General features: G+C 41.5%; 18 protein-coding genes and 1 pseudogene. 13 read left to right on the top strand and 6 right to left on the bottom strand.

What is annotated here, in order from left to right; all coding sequences use genetic code 11:
- Nucleotides 1–36 precede the first annotated feature (36 nt).
- Complete coding sequence (locus OCV47_RS04910; protein ID WP_013976760.1) at nt 37–357, bottom strand: helix-turn-helix domain-containing protein; 321 nt, start codon at nt 355–357, stop codon at nt 37–39.
- Between the two features lie 566 nt (nt 358–923).
- On the opposite strand from OCV47_RS04910, the gene OCV47_RS04905 reads away from it, so the two are divergent.
- From OCV47_RS04905 to OCV47_RS04880, 6 genes are all read left to right on the top strand, one after another.
- Nucleotides 924–1,313: a helix-turn-helix domain-containing protein gene (locus OCV47_RS04905; RefSeq protein WP_055177530.1), complete on the top strand. Its 390-nt coding sequence runs from the start codon at nt 924–926 to the stop codon at nt 1,311–1,313.
- A gap of 129 nt (nt 1,314–1,442) precedes the next feature.
- Nucleotides 1,443–3,296, top strand: coding sequence for a recombinase family protein (locus OCV47_RS04900; protein ID WP_055196440.1), 1,854 nt, complete (start codon nt 1,443–1,445; stop codon nt 3,294–3,296).
- Nucleotides 3,293–4,081 (top strand): hypothetical protein, encoded by a 789-nt coding sequence (locus OCV47_RS04895; RefSeq protein WP_055177523.1) that lies wholly within the window; start codon nt 3,293–3,295, stop codon nt 4,079–4,081. The genes OCV47_RS04900 and OCV47_RS04895 overlap by 4 nt, the downstream gene beginning before the upstream one ends.
- On the top strand, nt 4,041–4,457 hold the full coding sequence (locus OCV47_RS04890; protein WP_055196441.1) for a hypothetical protein: 417 nt from the start codon (nt 4,041–4,043) through the stop codon (nt 4,455–4,457). The genes OCV47_RS04895 and OCV47_RS04890 overlap by 41 nt, the downstream gene beginning before the upstream one ends.
- Nucleotides 4,444–5,364, top strand: coding sequence for a hypothetical protein (locus OCV47_RS04885; protein WP_055196442.1), 921 nt, complete (start codon nt 4,444–4,446; stop codon nt 5,362–5,364). Before OCV47_RS04890 ends, OCV47_RS04885 begins: the two co-directional genes overlap by 14 nt.
- Before the next feature lie 2 nt (nt 5,365–5,366).
- Nucleotides 5,367–6,281, top strand: coding sequence for a DUF6551 family protein (locus tag OCV47_RS04880; RefSeq protein ID WP_055155695.1), 915 nt, complete (start codon nt 5,367–5,369; stop codon nt 6,279–6,281).
- Between the two features lie 460 nt (nt 6,282–6,741).
- On the opposite strand, the gene OCV47_RS04875 is transcribed toward OCV47_RS04880, so the two are convergent.
- From OCV47_RS04875 to OCV47_RS04855, 5 genes are all read right to left on the bottom strand, one after another.
- A complete protein-coding gene (locus tag OCV47_RS04875) occupies nt 6,742–7,623 on the bottom strand; it encodes a TadA family conjugal transfer-associated ATPase (protein ID WP_262654149.1) in 882 nt (293 codons plus the stop codon).
- Nucleotides 7,624–7,626: 3 nt separating this feature from the next.
- On the bottom strand, nt 7,627–8,631 hold the full coding sequence (locus OCV47_RS04870; RefSeq protein ID WP_256300146.1) for a P-loop NTPase family protein: 1,005 nt from the start codon (nt 8,629–8,631) through the stop codon (nt 7,627–7,629).
- Nucleotides 8,628–9,131, bottom strand: coding sequence for an A24 family peptidase (locus OCV47_RS04865; RefSeq protein WP_262654148.1), 504 nt, complete (start codon nt 9,129–9,131; stop codon nt 8,628–8,630). The genes OCV47_RS04870 and OCV47_RS04865 overlap by 4 nt, the downstream gene beginning before the upstream one ends.
- Before the next feature lie 233 nt (nt 9,132–9,364).
- Entirely contained in the window at nt 9,365–10,519 is a 1,155-nt protein-coding gene (locus OCV47_RS04860) for an alanyl-tRNA editing protein (protein ID WP_262654147.1), read from the bottom strand.
- A complete protein-coding gene (locus OCV47_RS04855) occupies nt 10,512–13,292 on the bottom strand; it encodes a glycoside hydrolase family 3 protein (RefSeq protein ID WP_262654146.1) in 2,781 nt (926 codons plus the stop codon). The genes OCV47_RS04860 and OCV47_RS04855 overlap by 8 nt, the downstream gene beginning before the upstream one ends.
- A 275-nt stretch (nt 13,293–13,567) precedes the next feature.
- Here OCV47_RS04855 and OCV47_RS04850 point away from each other — a divergent pair, with 275 nt between their 5' ends.
- The 7 genes and pseudogenes from OCV47_RS04850 to dnaK form a co-directional block, all read left to right on the top strand.
- Entirely contained in the window at nt 13,568–14,794 is a 1,227-nt protein-coding gene (locus tag OCV47_RS04850) for an ABC transporter substrate-binding protein (RefSeq protein ID WP_262654144.1), read from the top strand.
- Nucleotides 14,795–14,919: 125 nt separating this feature from the next.
- Nucleotides 14,920–15,798, top strand: a complete 879-nt coding sequence (locus tag OCV47_RS04845; RefSeq protein WP_262654143.1) for a carbohydrate ABC transporter permease — start codon at nt 14,920–14,922, stop codon at nt 15,796–15,798.
- Between the two features lies 1 nt (nt 15,799).
- On the top strand, nt 15,800–16,645 hold the full coding sequence (locus OCV47_RS04840; protein ID WP_117449194.1) for a carbohydrate ABC transporter permease: 846 nt from the start codon (nt 15,800–15,802) through the stop codon (nt 16,643–16,645).
- Between the two features lie 27 nt (nt 16,646–16,672).
- Nucleotides 16,673–17,788, top strand: coding sequence for a phosphotransferase enzyme family protein (locus OCV47_RS04835; protein ID WP_262654142.1), 1,116 nt, complete (start codon nt 16,673–16,675; stop codon nt 17,786–17,788).
- A 146-nt stretch (nt 17,789–17,934) separates the two neighbouring features.
- Nucleotides 17,935–18,858, top strand: a complete 924-nt coding sequence (locus tag OCV47_RS04830) for a nucleotidyltransferase family protein (protein WP_262654141.1) — start codon at nt 17,935–17,937, stop codon at nt 18,856–18,858.
- Nucleotides 18,859–19,974, top strand: coding sequence for a phosphotransferase enzyme family protein (locus tag OCV47_RS04825; protein WP_262654140.1), 1,116 nt, complete (start codon nt 18,859–18,861; stop codon nt 19,972–19,974).
- A gap of 115 nt (nt 19,975–20,089) precedes the next feature.
- A pseudogene (dnaK, locus tag OCV47_RS04820) lies at nt 20,090–21,598 on the top strand (molecular chaperone DnaK); the annotation flags it as partial.
- Between the last annotated feature and the right edge of the window lie 26 nt (nt 21,599–21,624).

Here is a 21,624-nt window from a genome sequence, read left to right as displayed (position 1 = left end):
AAGAAACAGTCAACATTTTCGTTACAACTGTTTCCTTTATTTTTGAAGTCCCCGGAGCATTTGTATCACTACATTCTGTTCTTTTTCATCAAGATTATTCCAAATATTCAGAACCTCTTGTTGTGATTCTGATAAGCTTACTGGAACATCCATTCCGGCAAAGAATTGTGCCATTGTTACTCCCAGTGCATCACATATCTTTTCTACAGTAGGCATAGTGGGTAAACTTTCTTTAGCAATAATTTTTCCAATCGAAGATTGAGATATACCAGTCAATTGTGACAGCCGATATTTACTCATATCACGTTTTTTACATAAAGCTATAATATTGTCCGCAATATAATCCTCTGTACGCAAGTAAATACACCTCTTTCCGATAGTAGTTACCTTAATTGTAACTAGAAATCCGAAAAAATATTAGAGATGTATCTTACAAGTATTTACTAAGGGAAACAGTAGTATTAAAACAAAAAAAATAGAACTATATAAAGTTGTATTCCATTAATGCCAGCTTATTATCTAAATGCTCATATTCTCTTTGTATTTCTTCAATTTTATCATATAGTTTCAGCACTGTCGAACCCTTTATCATTTTATTTTCTTGGCACATCTGCCGGAATTTTTCTTTGTACTCCCCGCAGTATTCTTCCTTTTTCCTCTAATTCCTTCAGTGTTTTGATTTCCTCTTTATCTGCCATGTATTTTCCTCCCAGACATAATTTTTAATACATAAATGATAACCCTTTTTTCACTGTTGTTCAATTACAACTCATCGCCTTTTTCTCCCATCAATCGACAATCTTCTTTTTGCTATATACATATGATATACTTCTCTTTATACAACCAATTGCTGTTGTGTAGCTCACCATTTTTTCTATCTACAACACAAAAAAGTCAAGTTGTGATGGAAAGGAGGTGAGGACATGGAAATAAATTATGCACTTATAGGCAAACGTATAAGAGAAACCCGCAAACAACGAGGATTATCTGCCGAGGAGCTGGCTGAAATTGCTGATCTTTCTACTGTTTATATAAGCTATATAGAAAATGCCAAGCGTAAACCCAGTTTAGAATCTTTAATCAAAATTAGCAATGCACTTGAAATTACTATTGATGAATTACTCTATGGGAACTTGTTATACAATCCTACTGAATATCAAACTGACATTGATTTATTAATGGCAGATTGTACCAGCACTGAAAAACGTTACATATTCGAGGTTCTTTCAGCCATAAAAAACATTTTACGAATCAATGATTGGCATCTATCCTCAAAACACAATTACGATGCTGATAACCTGAATGATTATTAAATCATTCAATAACAATCAAATATCTATTTCTACATAAACCATCCGTTAATCACTTAACCGATGGTTTATGTCTTTTTCAATCCAAAAATTCTATGATAGTTATATCAACTATAAAGGATGTCGCTATTGATGAAAGAAAGTGAAGAACGAAGCAGTAATATTGATGAACAGAAAGCCAGAATCCGGCAAAGATACAAAGGTATTGATCCAGAAGAACTGGAAGTAATTCCGGCACTTCCACCAGAGGATATTTTTAAAACAGAAAAAAAACTACGAGTAGCTGTATATGCAAGGGTATCTACGGATGATCCACGCCAAACATCCTCATATGAATTGCAGAAAAATCATTATCAGGATGTAGTAAATAAAAATCCGAATTGGATGCTTGTAGAAATATATGCCGACGAAGGCATTTCCGGCACTTCGCTTCAACATAGAGATGCATTCAAAAAAATGATTGAAGATTGTGAATCCGGAAAAATTGATTTAATCATAACAAAAAGTGTATCCCGATTTGCAAGAAACGTTGTTGACTGTATCCGATATGTACGAGAGCTTTCTTCACTCCGTCCACCCGTCGGTGTATTTTTTGAAACAGAGCATTTAAATACTCTTGATCCCAAAAGCGAAATGATTCTGTCATTCATGTCAACACTTGCGCAAGAAGAAAGTCATACCAAAAGTGAAATTATGAATTCTTCCATTGAAATGCGTTTTCGTCGGGGAATATTCCTTACACCTCCTCTGCTCGGATATGACCAAGACGAAAATGGAGATCTTGTAATCAATCCACATGAAGCTAAAATTGTGCAGCTTATTTTTTATATGTATCTGAATGGAAGCAGTACTCAACAAATTGCTGATTCTTTGACAGAACTCGGTTGTAAAACAAAAAAGAATAATGATGTCTGGTCATCCAGTACCATACTACAAATCCTTCAAAATGAACGCCATTGTGGGGATGTTCTGGCGAGAAAAACATGGACTCCAAATTATCTTGACCATAAATCAAGGAAAAACAATCAAGACCGTAATCAATACAGAAAAGTCGGACATCACGAAGCTATTATCTCCCGAGATGATTTCATAGCTGTTCAAAAATTAATTACAAATGCGAAATATGGAAATAAAGAGATTTTACCAGAATTACATGTGATACAAGAAGGCTCTCTAAGTGGATTTATAAGCATTAATCCAAGATGGTCTGGATTTAAAGCCAGAGACTACTTTGAAGCATCTCAAAGCGTCCTTAAACCGGCAAATATGAATGTACCTGATACAATTACTGCTTCCGCCGGTTCCTTCGATTTAAGAGACTATGAAGTTGCCAGAGGACAATTTTTCTCCTCTGTTGGTCGGATTTCTGTTTCTTTTTCATATAAACAGATCTCTTTTAACAAAGATGCTATACGGAAATTTCCAAACATAAAATTTGTCGAACTGCTAATACACCCAAGCTCAAAACTACTTGCTATCCGACCATGTTCCTCTGAAACAAAAAATAAAGTGCAGTGGTCACGTCTCAAAGATGGTCAACTTATTCCAAAACCAATTTCCGGCGCTGCATTTTTGCCAACATTATACGAGATATTTAAATGGGACAAAAAATGCAAATATAGAATATTAGGAGTTGCCCACCAAAAAGACAATGAAAATGTCCTTATTTTCAACATGGACGATACAGAAATACGAATACCGACAAATACCAACGACGTATCCGCCCTCAACAATAACACGTCTGATACAATATCTGATTCTAAGAGTGTGTTAGCTTATCCTGCCGACTGGATGAATAGCTTCGGTAATAATTACTATACTCAGTCTCAAGCGCCAGAATTAACAGAATTTACAGCGGACAAAAACTGGCAGACTGCTTCAGAAAGTAAACCTTATAAAGAACCCGAGCTACAAACCACTCCCAAAGAAACCATTATACAAAATATAAAGAATATTATTACAGAAATTAAAGGAGACACCCAATGAGCGAGCAACCTATAAATCAATGGAATATGACTACAGAACCTTCTGATATGATGAAAATCAACACACCTATGCCAATAACAGTCGCACCCAGCCCCTCAAATCAAATGGAAGTCATTGACGATGATTCTTTCAGCTATGACGGTTATCAAGTTGTACGTGGCGAATTCTTCGCTCATATTTACGAACCTTCGTTTACGTTTAATAACTACAAGGTATCTGTAAATACCGCCTGCATAAAAAAACTACCCGATGTCGAATATGTGCAAATATTAGTCAATCCCATTGAAAAAAAACTGGCTGTCCGTCCCTGTCGAGAAGAAGAAAAAGACTCTTTTCGTTGGTGTTCCTCTGGAAAAAAGCGTTCGCCAAAACAAATCACCTGTCGAATTTTCTTTGCTAAAGTGATATCTCTCATGGACTGGAATCCTAATTATCGGTACAAGATTCTCGGCAAACTAATTCGTTCTGGCAATGAAATACTGTTCATTTTCGATTTAACTTCACCTGAAATATTTCCTCGTACACTAAAAGACAATGGAACTGTAACCACTGCTAGGACACCTTCTTATCCTGAAGAATGGAAGAATCAGTTCGGTATTCCAGTGGAAGAACATCAAAAATCAATGCAAGTCAATATATTTGAAGGCTACGCAGTATTTGACATACAAGAAAAGAAGAAGGCAACTGATAAATCCATAGAAAAAGCAAAAGAACCATCAACAACAGAAAGTGAGGAAAAATCCTATGAACAACAAACACTCTTCCCATCCACTAATATGTATTGACTTTAAAAAGAATCGTATACGAATCCACCGCAATACACTCCGTCAAATTGGTAACCCAGAATATATTCAACTTCTTGTTAATCCTGATCAAAAAATGATAGGTATAAAGGCTAGTTGTGCAGAGGATAAATTGGCACATAAAGTTAAGGATTATTTTGTCATCAATGGTAACAGTTATGAATTGTACAGCCGAGAATTACTATATTCACTTTCCCAGCTTAACCTTTCTTGGGAGAAATTTAACATTTTTCGTTTAGAAGGCAATATTTACCCAGATAAGAAAATAGCTCTATTTTCCATGGATAACATCATCACAAAACTGCCACAACCAGAATTCAAATCAGAAATAATGGGAGATGAGTATGCGCAATTATAGTATATATACATTAAAAACAAAACTAGAATTCACCAATTTGTATCAATATCTCAGTGAAAAAGATTATAAACAACTTGAACAACAGATATTATGTCATTCCTATCACACCCCAATCTGCACATGGAATGGTATTGTCATTAATGGTATAGAAGCGTATGAATTATTTCGTAAACACAGTATTCCTTTCCGAATAAAAAGACTCCATTTTTCCAGTAAAGAAGATGTAATTTCATGGATATGTACTGACCAACTTAAACGAGAGGATTTAACCAATATCAATAAAAAATACCTGATTGGGAAAAAATATGATGCTGAAAAAATTTTAGTTTCAAGACAACTTTCATCTACGAATAAATCTCATATTTCCGGTGCAAGCATCGCAGCGAAAAAAATATCCGAAGAATGTAATGTAGCAATGGCTACCGTTTACAAATATTCTGCTTACAGTAGTGCACTAGATATAATTGATGAAAAAGTTCCCGATTTTGTCAAACGAGTTCGTTCTGGTCAGCTCTGGATTTCCCAAGCTAATATTATTGAGCTTTCAGGATTATCAAAAGAGCAGCTTTTAAGCCTAAATAACTACCTTCTTGCCGAAAAGATAGAACATCTCAGTTATCATGATATGAAAAGGGAATTACTATGGAATAATTACGCCAAACCGATGTTAAGGAAAGAATCTTCCGTTTCTATTCCTTCAATACGCAACCTGCCACAATTTGATCCAGATGCGGAAATTGCAAGTCTTACATTGACGATTCCCTCGTGGAACAGTTCTATCGAAAGAGTATTAAAAGTTTCAGATTTTAAAATTGCATCTGATACAGCAAAATATAAGCTTAAATATCAGCTTATGTGCCTAATATCAACAACAAATAATATTTTAAAAAAATTGGAGGAAATATAATTATGGATGGAAATACCGAAGATTTACAAAAGTTTGTTCCCCAAGTGCATTTTGAGCAAATACCTATTAAAAATTTATGTTCAAATCAAGATTATCAACGTAATCTTTCCATCAAACACGTTCAGCGTGCTGCAGCTAATTTTGACCTTTATCAGATAAACCCTGTAAAAGTAAGTAGACGTGATGGGATAAATTATGTGTTCAACGGACAACACACTATAGAGATTGTTGCTCTCGTCTCTGGATCAAGAGAAACTCCTGTCTGGTGTATGGTTTATGATGATCTTGTTTACACCCAAGAAGCAGATATTTTTGCAAATCAGATGAAATATGTCAAATCGTTATTACCTTATGAAATATTCATGGCTAATATTGAAGCTGGTAATGATAGAGAACTTATTATTCGTGACCTTGTTGAATCATATGATCTCACTATTACTTCTTCCTCTCGCCCCGGAGGTATATGTGCTGTATCCACTTTAATTAATATCTATGAAAAATATGGTTTTCACACTCTTGATCGTGTTTTACGCCTTTGTGTTGCCACATGGGAAGGTGCGCCTATGTCCTTTAGTTCCAATATGCTTAATGCTATTGCCCGTTTGGATAATGCTTATGGAGAAACAATGAAAGATGACACCTTTAAAGAAAAAGTTGGGCGTGTCTCTGTCAGAGAAATCAGTCGTACTGCCAGAGAACGTCGTGCCGGTTCATTAGGATTCGCAGAAGCTCTTTTACTAGAATACAATAAAAAATCCAAGTATTCACTTCCTTTTGAGAAATTATACACTCATAAAACACCCAAAAAAAGAGAACCATCAACTGAAGATGAATCCGGTCAAAGTTCCACTCCAGAAGGTCAGTTAGATTTATTTTCTACGGATCAAGAGAATACTCAGGCTCTGCCAAACGAATAGCGCAGAGCCTTCAGCCTTTATTCTATCCATACTTTCAAAAGAACACCATGCTTTAAGGCTCTCTTTCATGCAATCACTATGTTATCTTATCCCAAATTCATCATCCGCTCCATCCGCCACCTTATATATGAATACCCATTCCAAATATTTGCTTTTACCGGATACTCTTTCCTGTAAACAAATACAGTGTGATATTTAACAAAATGTGTTCTACACCAATTATGTATATCTTTCATATATATGTTATTTATACCATTCACCCACTGTTCTAAAGACCATATGTCTTTATCTGACACTAACTCCATTATGAACAGTACATTATAATATTGAATGACACCTACTCTCTTCCGTTCCTCTATTAACCTTTTACACAATAACCTATACTTAATGTTCATATCGTTCCTATGTCTCTCCCTCTAATCTATATTTTCCATCCTTATATACATTATATATATAATTATTATATAGTACATATAATGGCCTGAATCATATCTATTGTCTCTTCCCCTCGCACTTCTCCCACAATCACCCGATCTGGCCGCATCCGCAAACTGGCCTTGATCAGATCTCTGATTGTTATCTCATGGTCTCCCTGTGTATTGCCTTTTCTCGCCTCCAGACGCACCAGATTGTCCACTCCGCGGATCTGCAGCTCTGCGTTATCCTCAATAGTGATAATCCTCTCATCTTTTGGTATATAATTAGAAAGTGCATTTAAAAATGTGGTCTTTCCCGAACCGGTCCCTCCACTGATAAAAATATTGTATCCAGACTTCACCAGCTTCTCCAGAAAATGTACCGCCTCCTCCGTTACGGCTCCCCAGGCAATCAACTGCTCCATTTCGATTGGATGTACCGGAAACTGACGCACCGTAATAATCGGTCCGTTCAATGCTATCGGAGGCAATACCATACTGACCCTTGCTCCATTTTCCAGTCTGGCATCTACAATTGGTACTGTAGCATTTACTATTCGGTTACTTTTTGCTGCAATACTCTGCACCAGATCCTCGATCTTTTCCCTGTTCTGGAATCCTTTTTCCCATTTTCGAATGTGCCCCTTCTCTTCAATGAAGATTCCATCCAGACCATTTACCATGATCTCTGTCACCTGATCGTTATCTACCAGTTCCTGCAAAATATCCAGCTTTCTGACTGCATTAAAAAGCTCTGTTCTAAGCTGTGCCCTCCTTTTCAGACTGTAATAGTGTCCACTGCTTTTCTCCATTAGCAGACGGTCAATCTGTTCGCAAATTTCCTCATCCTTCAATTCTCTGGACGTATCCAGCCGGTTCATCAACTTTTGCTGTAATTCTGCAAACTCTGTCTGTTCTCTGTTCATGTTTTATTCCTCACTGCGCAGTAATGTCCTGACATAATTTCCCATCTCTCCGTTTACCAGTTGCTCCAGAGCATATTCTCCCTGCGATGCAGGTTCAGCAAACGGCAGCTGAAGATATGATGTTTCTTTTAAGATTTCTTCACAGTCCATCTCTTTTAGCAGCTTTTCATAATGCGTCACTTTCGCTTTTGCCACCACCCCTTCGCAAATCGGACTGTAGATTTTTGTACAGGCTGACAGCAGCGGAAGCTGTTCTTCCACTGCTCCATCCAGATCCAGAATAACCGTCTCATAACCACCCAGCGAAGTCACGGCCTCCAGCAGACGCATCCACTCTTCCTGCCCTACTTCACGCAGATCTCCTGCTGAATAGGCCGGCGGTATATAAGCCATATTTCCCAGATGCTGCACAATGGCCTGAACCTTAAAAATTACATTTCCCTTATTCTGTCGTACAAAATACATTACATCCGTAATGTCCGCTCCGTAGTCCTGTCCAGTCAGTGTCGGGAAACCTGCACATTCCTCTAAATTCAGATACAAAACAGGCTGCTTTTTCGCAAGTATCTGTCCAAGAGTCAATGCGAAACAAGTCTTTCCACACCGTTTTACCGGAGAATAAATGCCGATGATCTGCGCATTACGCTTCATAAAATATGGCACCTGTCCATTCGTGTCACTGGCATAAAAATTCATCACCTCAGCCACCAGATTATTCGATGACTGGTACTTATAGACGGTAGGATAATCCACATACTGTGGTGCCACCTCACCCTCTGAAAGCATAACAATTCGGTTAATATTCATATTACTGATTTCCTCACACATCATTCTGGATGAAATCAGCAGCAATTCCACACGATTTTCCCTCGTAAATTCCCGCAGACTTTCAATTCCTGAAAATACCAGAATCTCAAAAGGTATGTGTTGTTTCTCCGTAATATAGTTCATCAGCCTGCAGGCATACGTAGCCTCCAGATCACATATTGCAAAATTAAGTTTCTTCAAATCCATCCTCCTGTTACCAGCAAACTTCCCAGGAATATTGGCAGTGACATATGCAGATATGCAGGATTCTCCGTTTCTGCAATATATGGCTCCCAGACCCCTGTGCTAATATATTTTTTTACATAATGAATCAATAGATATAGACGTTTTTTTAAGATACGATATTTGATAATCACTGCCAGAGAAATCATAGCAGCAATCAGAAATGAAACGCAGATACACTTCAGACTTCGTCTCGGATCCAGAAATCCTCCGATCACCATAAAATACTTCAGGTCTCCAGATCCAAGCATTTTAAAATAATGCAAAATTCCCAACACAATTACCGGTGTAATGGCCCCCGCTAAAAAATCGAATATCCCGGGTGGCCCATTGGCACTCCATTGCCATGCTAATGCAGCCAGAAATCCAGTTCCTGTCAACTGGTTCGGAATACGCCGGGAATAAAAATCCCAAAGAACAGCCAGACCACCAATGCTGACCAGACAAACAATTCTCATATATCCTCGTCTCCTTTTTCGAATAAAATGATTTGGATGTCAAAACACCAGGGTTACAACTTCATTGTCTGTTATGCTTTTGTAAAAGTGAATTCATTGTCGATATGACAGATACTTATCAGAATCGGTAAGTGATGTTATTATATATAATATGTTTTTGTTTGTCAATAGCATGTTGCATATTTTTGCAAAAATTATGCTGCTGACCATGTCTGGCCAGCAGCATCTTCTGTCTATTTCAAAAATTCTTCAATCTCTTTTCTTGTTGCATTTACACTTCCCTGTGCAAAGAATGGCTTTCCACCTCCACGGCCATTCAGTACTGTGTTGAATTCTTTCACAAGTACACGCAGATCTCCGTCTTTTTCACCCATAGCATACTTGTAACCATGTTCGTCGTCTCCGGAGCAGACAACGCAGCGGCCCTCACAGGTCTCCATAATTTCTGCTGCCAGCTTTCGGACACTATCTGCCGCCAGGTCTTCTTCAAAAAGCAGTACACTGCCACTGCCCTCATACTGTTTTGCCATATTCTGGAACAGTTTCTGTTCCAATGCTCCCATCTGGAACTGCTGATCCATCTGTGTTTTCTTCAAATGTTCTACTGCTTCTGCTGTCTCCATCGGCTTCGCTGACAGTGCTACCGAAATCTGCTGATTCTGCCTGCAAATCTCTGCCACATAATCCATGGCTCTTCTTCCTGAAAGCATCTCCATTCTCATGCCGCCTTTAAACTTCTGCAGAGAAATCAGTTTAATCAGACCGATTTCCCCTGTATAACTGACATGCGTTCCACAGCAGGCACACACATCTGCATTTGGGAAGGTTACAATACGCACCATGCCATGCAGTTCTTTTTTACTGCGGTATTCCACAGCTTTTACTTCTTCTTCGGTATAAGAGGTGATATCTACCTTCTCATTAGCCCAGACTCTTTCGTTTGCTGCCCGTTCGAATTCTTGCATATCTTCCACAGTGAACTCACCGTTAAAATCAATGGTTACGGTATCCTTTCCCATATGGAATCCCACATTATCATAACCAAATTTCTGATGCACCAGACCGCTGACAATATGTTCCCCGGAATGATTCTGCATCAGGTCAAATCTTCTCTCCCAATCGACAGTTCCTGTTATCTTTCTTCCCACTTCCAGTGGTTGTCCACAAAAATGAAGAATTTCCCCATCTTTTTCGTGGGTATCTGTCACTTCTACTGTCTGATCAGCACACTGAAGAATACCAGTATCTCCTGGCTGACCGCCGCCTTCCGGATAAAAGGCACTGCGATCCAGAATCACTTCATATCCCTTTTTTCCTTCCCGACAATCTGTTACTGTTGCTTCGAATGTTTTCTGATATGCATTTGCGTAAAATAATTTTTCAGTCATGTTCTTCCTCCAGATAAATACGGATTGTTTCAAACTCCAGTCCATTTCCTCCGTAATAAAACTTGATATAATGATTTCCTGCCATGAGCACATCCAGATTCCGATCAATCTCCAGCCAGCCGCCTTCACTTCCCTGCACTGATACCATTGTCTTCAGGGTATTGTTGCAATATACCGTAACCGGTATCTGTGCCAGTCCGCCAAGATCTGAGCGCAGTTTCATATGAATCCGGTAACTTCCTTTTTTCTTCAAATGAATGCCGAACACGTCTGCGTTCCCAGACTTCGGATGAAGCAGGTCTCCGGAAATAAGTATACTGCCATTTTCTTCTTCGTCAAGATTTTTCAGATCAGATGCCAGCACATCTCCATCTTCTTTCCTGTTCATGGCATCCAGCTCTTCCTGACAGATCCTTCCGTTCATATGCAGAAGTGCCGGACTTCTTAATAAAAATCCCAAAATATTTTCCGCATTCCTCTGCAATTCCCCGCAGGTCAGCCAGCCACATTCCAGCTGCTTTTGCATATCATCTTCCTCCATGCTGGCTTTTGCATCAGAAGTCACCATAAAAATGTCATTCTGTGCTGCTGCCATCGGCGCACGCATTGTCTTATCTGCGGTCATTCCCTCATAATTGGCCATTGCCCACCAGTCAGTCATTACGATCCCGGAAAATCCCCATTCTTTTCGCAAAATAGTGGTGCACAGATCATAACTTCCAGCAGTCCACACCCCATTTACCGGACCATAAGTGGTCATTACAGACCATGCTCCTCCTTCTTTTACTGCAATCTCAAATCCCTTCAGATAGATTTCTCTTAAAGCACGTTCCGATACCACACTATTTGCCCTGCTTCGAGCCGTTTCCTGATTATTGGCACAGAAATGCTTGATCGTTCCGGCAATCTGATGTTTGGCCATTCCTCTTACCTGTGCTGCTGCTATTTTCCCGGTAAGATATGGATCTTCCGATATATATTCAAAATTTCTTCCATTCAATGGATGGCGGTGAATATTAATGCCAGGTCCCAGAAGGGAATCTATCTTATTCAGGCGAATCTCCTGTCCCACCATCGTATATAATTCTTCTACCAGTTTCTCATCAAATGTGCATCCAAGCGCTGTTCCGTTTGGCAGTGAAAATGCTCTGGTTCCACAATCCATACGAATGCCGGATGGTCCGTCCGCACAGCATGCCGCCGGTATGCCAAGTTCCTGAAGATGCTCTGTTACGCCTCCAAAAGCCGCAGCTGTTCCTGCTGTGACCTTCGGACTGCACATACCTTCTCCGCGAAAGATTGCTGTTAAATCTTCCTCTGATAACTGCGCTGTGAACGCATCCAGTGTTATTTTTCCGTCCAGTACATCTATCAGCTTCCATCCCTGATCTCCGGTAATCTTCAACCCCTCCGGTCGCTCTTTTCTTCGTCTCTCTTCCTGGTCAACTGTACGTACCGGCACCTCTTCCCAGGTAAGCTGATATCCATCTTTCTCTTTTTCCGGTTTCATTCTCTGAAAAACAGACACCGGTGCCATAGCTTCCTGAAGCTGTTCTGCCACCTGGGCTTCCAGATGACATTCCCCGGCATAAGCTGCACTTCTTACATCACTTCCTATATAGAATCTATAAGTTCCCTGCTCCAGTACATAAGCAGAACGATTTCCCGTCACGCCGCCGTCATCATAAGAAGCCAGATCATATCCGGTAATTTCGATCATTTTACTTACGCTCTCACCTGGCTGCAGTTTCTCTGTTTTAAAGAAATATACCAGTCGGCGCAGTGGATTTCCCAGCTTTCCCTGTGGTACCTGTGCATAACATTGTAGAACCTCCCGGCCTGCGCATTCACCGGTATTGGTTACCCTTGCTTCCAGTCTGATCTTTATCTCTCCATTCTTCTCCCGGATCCGGGAAATCAGTTTTCCTTCTATAGAAAACGTAGTATAGGACAGGCCATATCCAAATGGATACTGTACTTTTTCTTTTGCAAAAGTTTCAAAATAGCGATAACCTACATATATATCTTCCTGATATACATTCTCCGTTTCGCTTCCAAAACAGCTATCAGAAGGATAATCACTGATCTTCTTTGCAATCGTATCTGTCAGCCTTCCGGAAGGATTCACTTTGCCCATCAGCACATCTGCCGCCGCATGTCCTCCTTCCTGTCCTCCCTGCCAGACATAGAGCACCGCCTGTGGATGATATCGTTCCACCCAACTCATGTCCATGATATTTCCGGTATTTAATACTACAATACTGCGGCGGTTTCTCTGGCATACCTGCTGAATCAGCTGTTCTTCTTCCTTCGTCAGTCGATATCCGCCAGGTGCGTCTGTATTATCCTGATCTTCTCCAGCTGTTCTTCCAATCACGATCAGTGCTGCATCTGCCTTTTCTCCACAGGCCAGCATCTCTTCTGTAACCGGCATCTCCTCTTGCGACCATGGCACTTTCCCCCATCCTTCGCCTTCATCAAAAGGATGTTTTTCTATCCAGCTTCGATAGATTTCTTCCAGTTTTTCATCCAGATTCAGATTCTCCTTTTTTAGTGCATCCAGAATTCCATCTACTTTCCCGGTGTTCACCAGACCTCCTGAGCCAAGCCCGCTTTTATAATAAGTAAATGCGATTCTGCCATATACGGCAATTCGTTCTTCTTTTTCCAATGGCAGTGCATGGTTTCTGTTTTCCAGAAGTACACATCCCTCTGCCGCTGCCTGTCTGGCAAGTTTCTGATAGTTTTCCATATTTAATCCGAATTGTTTCATAATTTATTTTCCTCATTTCTTATACATATTTACATATTACCAGGTTGCCGTTTTTTCTGCGTTCGCTTTTCCTACGAATTCTATCTTATCTTACCAGCCTCTTTTCTGTCAACTTGTCTTTTTTTCACGAAAGAACTTTAGTATTCATTTTTTCAAATCATCATAATGAATAATTTTCATTGACTTCAAATAATTATTATAGTATAATTTTACTATAACACAAATCACAGACCGACACGGTGATTTGACGACACTTATTTAAGGAGGGCTTTGAAATGAAAAAAGTATTAACCGCGGGTGCAGCTATGGCAATGGTTCTGTCTATGGCATCTATGGGAGCAATGGCAGAAGGTGACGCAGTAGATGTAAACGTAATCGCTGCACAGTACGGTCAGAACACTGCAGACTGGTGGGCAAAGTTTGTAGAAGATTTCAATGCTGACAATCCAGGTATTAACCTTAACGTAGAAGTAGTATCCTGGAATGATATTTACACAGTAGTAAATACACGTATTGCCAACGGAGAAGCTCCTGACGTTCTGAATATCGACGTATTCGCTGATTATCAGGCCGATGATCTGTTACTTCCTATTCAGGATGTGGTATCCGAAGAAACCTACAGCAAAATGTACGATGCTTTCCTTGCACAGTCCGAAGTAGATGGCACTGTATGGGCTATCCCGGATCTTGCTTCCGCACGTGCTCTGTACTACAACAAGGACATTCTGGAAGCCGCCGGCGTAGAAGTTCCTACAACATGGGATGAACTGACCGCAGCATGCAAAGCTATCAAAGAATATGATGACAGCATTTATCCATGGGGTATTGATATGACAACGGATGAAGGTCAGGCAGCATTTGCTTACTACACATGGAACAACGGTGGCGGATTCGTAGATGATGATGGCAACTGGACACTGAACAGCCCTGAAAATGTAGAAGCGATTGAATACGCTATCAGCCTCGTAAATGACGGTTACACCAACAGCGATCCTGCTAATGATACACGTTACGATCTGCAGGATATGTTTGGTGCCGGCAAGATCGCTATGGTTATCGCTCCAAACAGCTTACCTACTTATATCGCAGATGGTGGAAATGAAGTCAACTACGGTGTAGCTTCTATTCCAAGCAACACTGGCGAATCTGTATCTGCAGGTGTTATGGACCGCTTCATGTGCTTCGACAATGAATACACAGATGAAGAAAAAGCAGCGATCACAACATTCTTCGATTATTTCTATGATGATGACCGTTATACTGACTGGGTAGCTATGGAAGGCTTCCTTCCAGCTACTAAGACAGGTGGCGAAGCTCTTGCAGCCGCTGATCCTGATATGGCAAGCTGGATTGACATTCTTGCAAGCTGCAAGTTCTATCCAACAGCAAAAGCAGAATGGGCAGATGTAAAACAGGGTGTTATCAGCGCAGAACAGAATGTACTCCTTGGTGAGAGCGTTCAGGAGCAGCTGGATAACCTTCAGGCAGAAATCGCAGGTTAAGTCAGAACCATATTTCTGAGAGCAGAAAATGGGCCGGGCTGTTTAGGTCCGGTCCATTTTTTCAGTCCATACATACGAAAAATGTCAGTGACATTTTTATATCACATTAGAAATGAGGTGTTCCTGTGAAGAAAAAATTTCAAAGAATAGAACCATACATCTGGATTCTTCCCAGTGTACTTCTGATGGCGATCTTTATCGTTATCCCTATTGGATTTGTATTTCGCATGTCTTTCAGCAAGATCAGTAAAGCTGGTCTGATCAAAGGCTTCTGCGGTTTTGACAACTTCCATAAGGTACTGAACAGTCCGGTATTTTCCATGGTTCTCAAAAATACAATTATCTGGACTGTAGCCGTTGTAGGATTATCTACTCTTCTCGGCTTCATTCTGGCTATTATTCTGAATAACAACTTTAAAGGGCGCAAAATTGCCCGAGCCGTTGTGGTTTTTCCCTGGGCTACCACTCTGATCGTTCAGGCCAGCATATGGAAGTTCATTATTGATACTGACTATGGAACCTTAAATACGCTTCTTATGAGACTGGGTATTATTGACCATGCCATTAACTGGACCCCGACTGCCGGTGCTTACTTTGCATGGGAAATTGCCTGCGGTATCTTTGTAACCATTCCATTTGTTACATTTACTGTTCTGTCTGGTCTTCAGAGTATTGACGAAGGCTTCTACGAAGCCGCTACCGTAGACGGTGCCAACTACTGGCAAAAAATGTTCCAGATCACCATTCCTCTGGTACGTCCTTCTCTTACCGTAAGTACCGTACTGAATATTATTTATGTATTCAACTCCTTCCCGATTATCTGGACCATCACCAAGGGTGATCCGGCGAACCGGACGGATACACTGGTTACCTATCTGTATAAGCTTGCATTCTACAACGGTAAACAGGGCGATGCCGCAGCAGTATCTGTCATTGGATTTCTGATCCTGTTCATCTGTGCAAGTATTTATATGGTATCTGTATTAAAGAAAGGAGACGACTGATATGGAAAGTACAAAATCCAACAAAAAAATCATATCACGGGTATTTTTATATCTGGTTGTCATCATCATCTGTCTGATTACCTTATATCCGTATTTTGTTACTATCTGTACTGCATTGAAGAGTCGTGCCGAAATTTTCTCTACTTCTGGCACTGTCTTTCCGATTCATGCCATCTGGTCCAACCTGACCGATGTCTGGTCCAAAGCGCCGATGAGCAGTTATATGCTGAATTCTATTCTGATTGCCGGCGGTTCCACTCTTCTGGCCATGCTCTGTGGTATTCCTGCTGCATACGCATTGTCCAGAATGAAGTTCAAAGGCCAGACTGCTTTTCTGGGATTCGTTATTGTCTCCCAGATGTTCGCGCCGGTTGTTCTTCTGATCGGAATCTACAAAGTCATGATGTCGCTGCATCTGACCAACAGTATCGTAGGATTGATCTTTATCAATGCCGCATTTAACCAGGCATTTGCGATCTGGCTGCTGCGTGGTACTTTTATGAGTATCTCCTCTGAAATGGAACAGGCAGCTACCATCGATGGATGCAACCGTGTTCAGGCTCTGATCAAGATCCTGCTTCCAGTTGCAGCACCTGGTATCGTAACGGCACTGATTTTCGTATTTATCAATGCCTGGAATGAATACACAGTAGCACTGACCCTGATCTCCACAGATACCTTCAAGCCACTGACCGTTGGTATTAATATCTTCAACGGTTACAACATGATTGAATGGCAGTATCTGTTCGCAGCTTCTCTGTATGCCATCGTTCCGGTCGTAGTACTGTTCATCGGTATCGAAAAGAATCTGGTCGGCGGCCTTACATCCGGTGGTGTCAAAGGTTAAGCACCTTCCGGGAGAAAGGAGTCCTTTATGGATCATAAAACAACTGCCGGATTATCCCAGGCCTGCTACGGCTTTGCGATTGAAGGCACTTACAAAGACTGTGTTCCTTACGGAAACGGTCATATCAACGACACTTACCTGCTGACTTATCAGCAGGATGACACAGATGTTCCTTACATCCTGCAGCATATGAACAAAACCATTTTTACCGATCCGGAAGCCCTGATGGAAAATATCATCGGAGTAACCAGCTTTCTGAAAAAAAAGATTGCTGCGGCTGGCGGCAATCCCCGCCGCGAGACCCTGGATTTTGTCTTTACTTCCAACGGTAATCCATATTTTATAGACGGATTTGGAGAATACTGGCGTGCTTATCATTATATTGATCAGGTGTATGCGCTGGATCAGGTAAAAAAAACGGAAGACTTTTATCAGAGTGCTCTCTCCTTTGGACGCTTTCAGCAGATGCTGGCAGATTTTCCAGCTGATACCCTGCATGAGACCATTCCAAACTTTCACAACACCGCAGTTCGCTTTGGAGCCTTTGAAAAGGCTGTGGCCGAAGACGTCTGCCATCGTGTGGCAAGCGTGCGGGAAGAGATCCAGTTTGTCAAAACCCGTTTCGATGTAGCATGTGCTCTGTGTGATCTTCAAAGTCAGGGACGGCTTCCGCTTCGTGTCACCCATAATGACACAAAGTCTAACAATGTTCTGATTGATGAAGCAACCGGAAAGGGTCTGTGTGTCATTGATCTGGATACGGTGATGCCAGGTCTGTCAGTGAATGATTTCGGTGATTCTATCCGCTTTGGTGCCAGTACTGCTGCGGAAGATGAAACAGATCTTTCCAAAGTCAGCTGTAGTATGGAATTATATGAAGCCTACGTCAGAGGATTTCTGGAAGGCTGCGATGGACGTCTGACTGACGATGAGATTGCTGCTCTTCCACTTGGTGCCAAGGTTATGACTTATGAATGTGGTATGCGTTTTCTGACAGATTATCTCTCAGGTGATACGTATTTTAAGATTCACCGTCCTGAACATAATCTGGATCGTGCCCGCACTCAGTTTAAGCTGGTGGCTGATATGGAATCCAAATGGTCGCAGATGCAGGCAATCGTTCAGAACTATATTCACAAATAAAGATTATACAAAAGTGAACCAGCTGGTCATCCAACGTCCTGTGGTTCACTTTTTCTGTTTTCTCTTTTCTAGACAAATAACCGTTACAGTGTTAGAATAAAAAAGACTCTGCAGACAGACTTCTGCAGAATATAAAGGAGATTATTATGAACAAACCTACATTAATCATTATGGCTGCCGGTATGGGCAGTCGTTACGGTGGATTAAAACAAATCGATCCTGTAGATGAACAGGGTCATATTATTATGGATTTTTCCATTTACGATGCAGTCCGCGCAGGATTCCGGAAGGTGATCTTTATCATCAAAAAAGAGATCGAGGCAGATTTCAAATCCCGTATCGGTGACCGCATTTCCAAATTAGTAGAAGTTGAATATGTCTATCAGAATCTGGAACTTCCGGAAGGATTTACCGTTCCGGAAGGGCGTGTAAAACCATTTGGTACTGCCCATGCCGTACTTTGTGCACTTCCATATATAGATGGTCCTTTTGCTGTTATCAATGCCGATGACTATTATGGAAGCAAAGCTTATCAGCTGATCTACGATTATCTGACTTCTCACCCGGATGATTCCACTTACCGTTACGCTATGGTAGGATATATTCTGGAAAATACGCTGACAGAAAATGGCCATGTGGCCAGAGGTGTCTGCGTCACAGACAAGGACGGCGTTCTTCAGACCATTCATGAGCGTACACATATCGAAAAACGTGGCGATATCACAGCCTATACCGAAGATGACGGTGCTACCTGGAATGAGATTCCGGCCGGCAGCATTGTATCTATGAATATGTGGGGCTTCCAGAAGAGTCTTATGGAAGAGCTGAAAAAAGGATTTCCTGAATTCTTAAAAGCAAACCTGGATAAAAATCCTCTGAAATGTGAATATTTCCTTCCATTTGCAGTGGATGACCTGATTCAGGAAGGGAAAGCCACCGTTCAGGTATTAAAAACGGATGATAAATGGTATGGTGTCACCTACAAAGAAGATAAAGCATTTGTAGTAAAAGCTATCCAGTCGCTGAAAGATTCCGGCCTATATCCTCAGAAACTCTGGGAGGAGCAGTAAATGAACCAGGAAACCTTAGCCGCAGGAAGACAGGAAGCCATCTCGGGATTTGATATCCCTGGATGTTTTCTGGACTGCCGTCCATGTGGGAATGGCCACATTAATGATACTTTTATCATGGAATTTGAAGAAGATGGTCAGATTCGTCGTTATTCTCTTCAACATATGAACCGCACAGTTTTTACGGATCCGATTGCACTGATGGAAAATATTCTCCATGTGACAGACTATTTAAAAGAACAGATTCTGGAACAGGGAGGTGATCCACAGAGAGAGACACTGGACTTCGTACATGCCAGAACCGGTGAACCATATTTTGTAGACAGCTACGGTGAATACTGGCGAGCTTATCATTTTATTGAACATGCCTATGCTCTGGAAGAACTCAGTGGCCCGGAAGATTTTTACGAAAGTGCTGTTGCCTTCGGCCATTTTCAGAAAATGCTGGCTGCTTTCCCGGCTGACAGTCTTCATGAGACTATTGTCGGTTTTCATGATACCAGATCCCGTTTTGCCACCTTTGAAGAGGCCGTGAAAAAGGATGTATGTCAGCGCGCTTCTGGTGTTGCAGAAGAAATCCAGTTCGTGAAAAGCCGTTATGATGTAGCCTGTGTGCTTGGTGATCTTCTGGAAAATGGTACACTTCCACTTCGTGTTACACACAATGATACAAAGTCTAATAATGTCCTGATTGACGAAACTACTAAAAAAGGGCTATGCGTGATTGATCTGGATACGGTCATGCCAGGACTTGCTGTAAATGACTTTGGTGATTCCATCCGTTTTGGTGCCAGCACCGGTGCGGAGGATGAGAAAGATCTCTCCAAAATATCCTGTGATCTGGGACTATTTGATGTCTACACAAAAGGCTTCGTTGAAGGCTGCGAAGGAATTCTCACAAAAGAAGAAATCGCCTGCCTCCCTCTGGGTGCCAAGGTGATGACCTACGAATGTGGCATGCGTTTCCTGACGGATTATCTTTCCGGCGATGTTTATTTCAAGACAGATTATCCTACCCATAATCTGGATCGTGCCCGTACACAGTTCAAGCTGGTAGCAGACATGGAAGAAAAATGGGAAGAGATGCAGCGTATTACCCAAAAATATATTTTATAATTTTTTTCTTTTTATTTCATGGGCAGTTTATGCCCTGATATTGACTTTTTACCGCATTTCACGTTACTATAAATGCCAGAAACATTCTTAAATAGATTTTAGGAGAAACGTGAATATGTCAAAACTTATTGGAATCGATTTAGGCACTACCAACTCCTGCGTAGCCGTAATGGAAGGCGGAGAAAGTGTCATTATCCCTAACGAAAGCGGCAACAGAACCACACCTTCTGTTGTCGCTTTTACAAAAACAGGAGAACGTCTGATTGGCCAGGCAGCCAAACGTCAGGCTGTCGTAAATCCAGATCGCACGATCAGTTCTATCAAGCGCCATATGGGCACTGATTATCATGTAACCATTGATGGGAAATCCTATTCTCCTCAGGAGATCTCAGCCATGATTCTTCAGCAGCTGAAGAACGATGCCTGTGATTATCTCGGGGAAGAAGTCACGGATGCTGTGATTACGGTACCTGCTTATTTTACAGATGCACAGCGCCAGGCTACCAAAGATGCAGGCACCATCGCAGGACTGAACGTACAGCGTATCATCAACGAACCTACTGCTGCTGCTCTGGCTTATGGCATTGACAAAGAAGCGCCGCAGAAGATCATGGTCTTCGACCTGGGTGGCGGAACCTTTGATGTCTCCATCCTGGATATCAACAGCGGTGTCATCGAAGTGCTGGCCACCGCCGGTAACAACCACCTGGGCGGCGATGATTTTGACCAGGCACTGGTGGATCATTTTGTCTCCGAGATTAAAAAAGAATACAAATGTGATGTTCGAAAAGATATTGCAGTTCTGTCCAGGTTAAAAGAGGCTGCAGAGACTGCAAAGATTGACCTGAGTTCCATGACAGAAACTACCGTCAATCTACCATTTCTGACCCAGACTAAAAACGGTCCTGTTCATTATGAAAGTTCTATGACCCGCGGACTGTTTGACTATCTGACTTCTCATCTGGTGGCCCAGACCATGGATCCTGTTCGCCAGGCAATAGGCGATGCTGGACTGACCCCCGCAGATATTTCCAAAGTACTTCTGGTGGGTGGATCAAGCCGTATTCCGGCTGTTCAGGAATCCATTCGCAAATTCATGGGAAAGGAGCCATTTAAGGGGATTAACCCAGACGAATGTGTCGCAATGGGAGCTTCCCTTCAGGGCGGTGTTCTGGCAGGTGAAGTGACCGGGCTTCTGCTTCTGGATGTGACTCCGCTTTCTCTTGGTATTGAGACCGTAGGTGGCGTCTATTCCAAAATTATTGACCGTAATACCACCATCCCGATTACCAAAAGTCAGATCTATACCACCGCAGCCAGCTTCCAGACTACGGTAGATATCAAGGTATTTCAGGGCGAACGCCAGATGACCAGAGACAATAAACTAATCGGTGAATTTCATTTAAAGGACATTAAACGAGCTATGCGAGGTGTCCCACAGATTGAGGTTACCTTTGCCATTGATGCCAACGGAATTGTCAATGTATCTGCGAGGGATCTGGGAACTGGAAAGAGTCAGGAGATCACCATTACCGCTTCTTCCAATCTGAGCAAGGAAGAGATCGACCGCGCCGTATATGAGGCCAGGATGTATGAAGAAGAAGATCAGAAGCGTCGTGAAGCCGCAGGACAGAAAAAACGGCCATGGCG

This window comes from Muricoprocola aceti (assembly GCF_025567005.1).
Taxonomy (GTDB): domain Bacteria; phylum Bacillota; class Clostridia; order Lachnospirales; family Lachnospiraceae; genus Marvinbryantia; species Marvinbryantia aceti.
This window is presented reverse-complemented; position numbering and strand designations above follow the sequence as displayed.